Origin of the sequence: Salinivibrio sp. MA440, from assembly GCF_001996265.1 — a bacterium.
In the GTDB taxonomy this organism is placed as follows: Bacteria; Pseudomonadota; Gammaproteobacteria; order Enterobacterales; family Vibrionaceae; genus Salinivibrio; species Salinivibrio costicola.
Genome location: NZ_MUFI01000086.1, coordinates 1 through 3,525, shown reverse-complemented (window position 1 = coordinate 3,525; position 3,525 = coordinate 1). Strand labels below are relative to the sequence as shown.

Here is a 3,525-nt window from a genome sequence, read left to right as displayed (position 1 = left end):
CCGCAAACCGGCGGGCGGTAGCGTGGAGAAATACTGGATAGATAACCAGCTTATCGCCTCGAGCACCGCAATGGCATGCACGTTTTGTCATCATGCATTCACGCTTTCTCAATGGCATGCACGTTTTGTCCAATATAATCAATGCATTATAAATGTAAGTGCAGTGATAATGTGCACGCCTTACCAGTGATAGGCGGCATGCACACTTTCTCGGGAAAGAGACAGACATCAAAAGCGAAAAATTATTTAATAACAGACAGTTAAGAAACAAAAGACGCGTGTAACGGTTTTGGGAAAGTGAGCGTGCGCGCTAATACAATGTTAGGGCTTTCATAGAGCATTTTTGCTCATATTTAGAATGATGTATGAAATCTCTAGACTTGATTTGAGAATAATAATGGAAAATGAATCATTGGTGGAAACTGGACAGAGCTTGGCTAGGCTTCCTGCTTCCTATGGCTTACATCTTACAGATGCTCAAGAGCGATTTAGCTCTGCCTATGTAAAGCTGATGTGTGCGGCTGCGAAGATTAATTATAGTGAACCGACGACTGATAATGAAAGCATCGATATCGAACTCATTGGTAGAGGTTTTCAAGGTCGTTGGAAAAAACCGAGAATTTTGGCACAACTCAAGTGCACATCTAACTACAAATATATAGATATGGAAAAACAAGAGCTGAGTTTTCCACTACCTATAAAGAACTACAATGATCTAAGAGAAATTGATGATCTTCCGAAGATTTTGATCGTTGTTTTCTGCCCTAAGGATAATCAGGAGTGGGTTCAGCATTCATCACTCCAGTCGAATGTAAGATTTTCTGGCTATTGGATTAGCCTAGAGGGCGAGCCGGAAGTCAGCAATAAAACTAGTGTGACTGTTAAAGTTCCTTTTTCTCAAGCTTTTAACAATCTCACTCTGATAGAATTGATGAAACAATATAGCGCTAGAGGGTTAATCATATGAGTACTCAATTACCTCTAAATGATGTGACCAAATACTTAGCTGAAAATGGCTGGCACAAATCATCTGAAATTAGAGATACATTTCAGATTTGGCATAGTCACGAGTTTCCGGAGTCAGAAGTTACGCTCCCTTTGAGTGAAGATCATAAGCGCTATGAGGCACTTCTATTAGACACAATAGAGGAGTTGTCTGAATACCTTAGAGTGTCTCATGAAGCTTTGATCAAACAAATATCACCGTTAGACTTTGATGCCATAATGGTTAGAGCGATTGCTGATGATGTTCAAAATGGCTCAATCCCATTTGATGATGGAATCAAGCTTTTATCTTCTGCTTATAAGTTGCTTAAACATTGTTCAAGTAAAATCCAAAAGTTCAAGAACAAGAGTAAGCACTTGGGTAGTTATTACAACCACATTGGAATGGGGCAAACACAGATAGGTAGTTATGTTGTAGCTATCCACTCTCCTCTATACCGTGTAAATAGCGAAGAAGAGCCAAAGTTGTTCGACAGCAATACATCTCTTGGCAGGATGATTAATAAGCTGTTCTATTCGAAGTTGGCTAAAGTCTCTTCAGTGTTTGCGCTTGAGTCTGATATTGATGTGATTACTCAGAAGCTACTCGAGTTAGGCATAGACAAAAAAGATTGTGATGCGCTAATAGATATATTTGGTTTTAAGGCTCATAGAGATATCGAAATCAAAGTCAACTGGTCATCAAAAGAGTTCATTGAAGAGAAATACAATAGCCCAATATCGTTTTATTCTAGAGATGCTCAAAAGATTGTTGAATACCGAGAAGTTTTGAAAGCAAAGAAAACGGAGAGAAGTATCCAACTCTCTGGGGAAGTCGCTGATTTGCATAGAGGCTACGACGATGACTTAGGGCGAGCTAAACTTAGGACGAAATATCAGGATAGAGAGGTTAGTGTTTCATTTACGGTTAGTGAAGATCTTTATCCAATAATAGCTCACGCTCATGTAGCTAAAAAAGTAGTGACGTTAACTGGCGAGTTGGAAGCAGTCAAAGTTGACAATAGAATGTCTGCTAATTTTAAATCGCTCACTGAATGGAAAGTGTGTGAGAACCTAGAAATCAAAGAACTGGATACAGAGCAGGAAAGCCCTAACAAAGCGTTTAAGAGTGATTCGTAACGCGTGGCATTTTTGCTTTGCGGTAACTTCAGTGTTTAAGGCGCAATGCCGAAACTTCGGTATTGCGTTACTCACACCTTAACGCGGCGTTATGTGTATTTCATCCACAGGCCATAGAAGGAGTTCTGATGACTGATCATTTCGGTTCTTGTCTGTGTGGTACCGTGAGCTTTGAGTTAACAGGTGATTTCGATAGCTTTTACCTGTGCCATTGTCAGCATTGCCAAAAAGATACGGGGTCGGCTCATGCGGCAAATCTATTCTCACAGTCAGCTAAATTGGCCTGGCGGTCGGGTGCAGATGCTGTGACGTCCTTTACGCTTCCAGGCACTCGTCATAAAAAAAGCTTTTGTAAGTTGTGTGGCTCAGCATTGCCAAGTACTCAGATCCCAGGATTGCTCGTCGTTCCGGCAGGATGCTTGGATACTGAAATCTCTATGGCGCCAACCGCGCATATCTTTTCATCCAGCAAAGCTGTTTGGGACGAGGGGTTAGGGGACGTACCAAAGTTTGAGGGGCTGCCAGAGTGAGCTACCATCACATAACCAGTGGCTGTTGGCGGACGAACCTACGCTGCGCTCCGGCACGCCGCAAAGCCAAGCGTTAGCTCACCATAAAAAGAGAAAATATGTTAGAAGTTTTGAATGTTATTGGTACTTGGTTAGCGGGAATTGGTACTATTGCGGCTGCAGTGACGTCGCTTTGGTTTGCTCGGCGTGAAAATAAAATTGAATTGGCTGTCAAAGTAGACTACCGACAATTGGTTACGCGAGGACAGAGTGAAGCAACTGACTTATTGAGAATTCATGTCGTAAATAAAGGTGTACGCCCAGCAAATATAACTAAGTTGGGATGGTTCGTCGGTAGGTTCAAAAATAAAAAGCACTTAGTCCAACTCTTAGGTGATGTAGAGTCAGATACAATCCCTAAAATGCTTTACGAGGGTGAAGAAGCAAATTTTCTTATTCACTTATCACGTGAGAATAAGCCATTTGTGTGGATTGAAAGTTTCATTAAAGATGTTTTACAACCAAACCCTAAAAAACAATTAAAAACCTTAAGACTAATGGTTTATACGTCTGTAGGTCAAAATTTTAAAACTAAAATTGATCACAGTCTTAATAATTTATTTCTCAATCACATAAGCTAACAAAAAAATGCAGGGGACGCAAAAATCCGCGCTCCTGATTTTAGGCGTTATGTGAATTTATTAAGATAGAAGGTGCAAAATGGCCATATGCTTGTTGGATGGTGTATTCGATGGTTGTGAAGGGGAAGCTGGAAGCTTAGAACACATAATTCCTAACGCAATTGGTGGAAGACTGTCTAGTAATAAGTTGATCTGTAGGAACTGTAATTCAGACTGTCTAGTAATAAGTTGATCTGTAGGAACTGTAATTC

General features: G+C 40.7%; 5 protein-coding genes. All 5 read left to right on the top strand.

Going from position 1 to position 3,525, the window contains the following annotated elements; translation table 11 throughout:
- Positions 1-397 precede the first annotated feature (397 nt).
- The 5 genes from BZG80_RS15540 (at position 398) to BZG80_RS16295 (ending at position 3,506) form a co-directional block, all read left to right on the top strand.
- Positions 398-967, top strand: coding sequence for a DUF4365 domain-containing protein (locus tag BZG80_RS15540; RefSeq protein WP_158011565.1), 570 nt, complete (start codon positions 398-400; stop codon positions 965-967).
- Positions 964-2,124: a hypothetical protein gene (locus BZG80_RS15535; protein WP_077661687.1), complete on the top strand. Its 1,161-nt coding sequence runs from the start codon at positions 964-966 to the stop codon at positions 2,122-2,124. The genes BZG80_RS15540 and BZG80_RS15535 overlap by 4 nt, the downstream gene beginning before the upstream one ends.
- Positions 2,125-2,252: 128 nt before the next feature.
- Positions 2,253-2,654, top strand: a complete 402-nt coding sequence (locus BZG80_RS15525) for a GFA family protein (protein ID WP_077461008.1) — start codon at positions 2,253-2,255, stop codon at positions 2,652-2,654.
- A gap of 98 nt (positions 2,655-2,752) precedes the next feature.
- Complete coding sequence (locus BZG80_RS15520) at positions 2,753-3,274, top strand: hypothetical protein (protein WP_077661685.1); 522 nt, start codon at positions 2,753-2,755, stop codon at positions 3,272-3,274.
- 79 nt (positions 3,275-3,353) lie between these two features.
- Complete coding sequence (locus BZG80_RS16295; protein ID WP_077679760.1) at positions 3,354-3,506, top strand: HNH endonuclease; 153 nt, start codon at positions 3,354-3,356, stop codon at positions 3,504-3,506.
- The last annotated feature ends 19 nt before the right edge of the window (positions 3,507-3,525 follow it).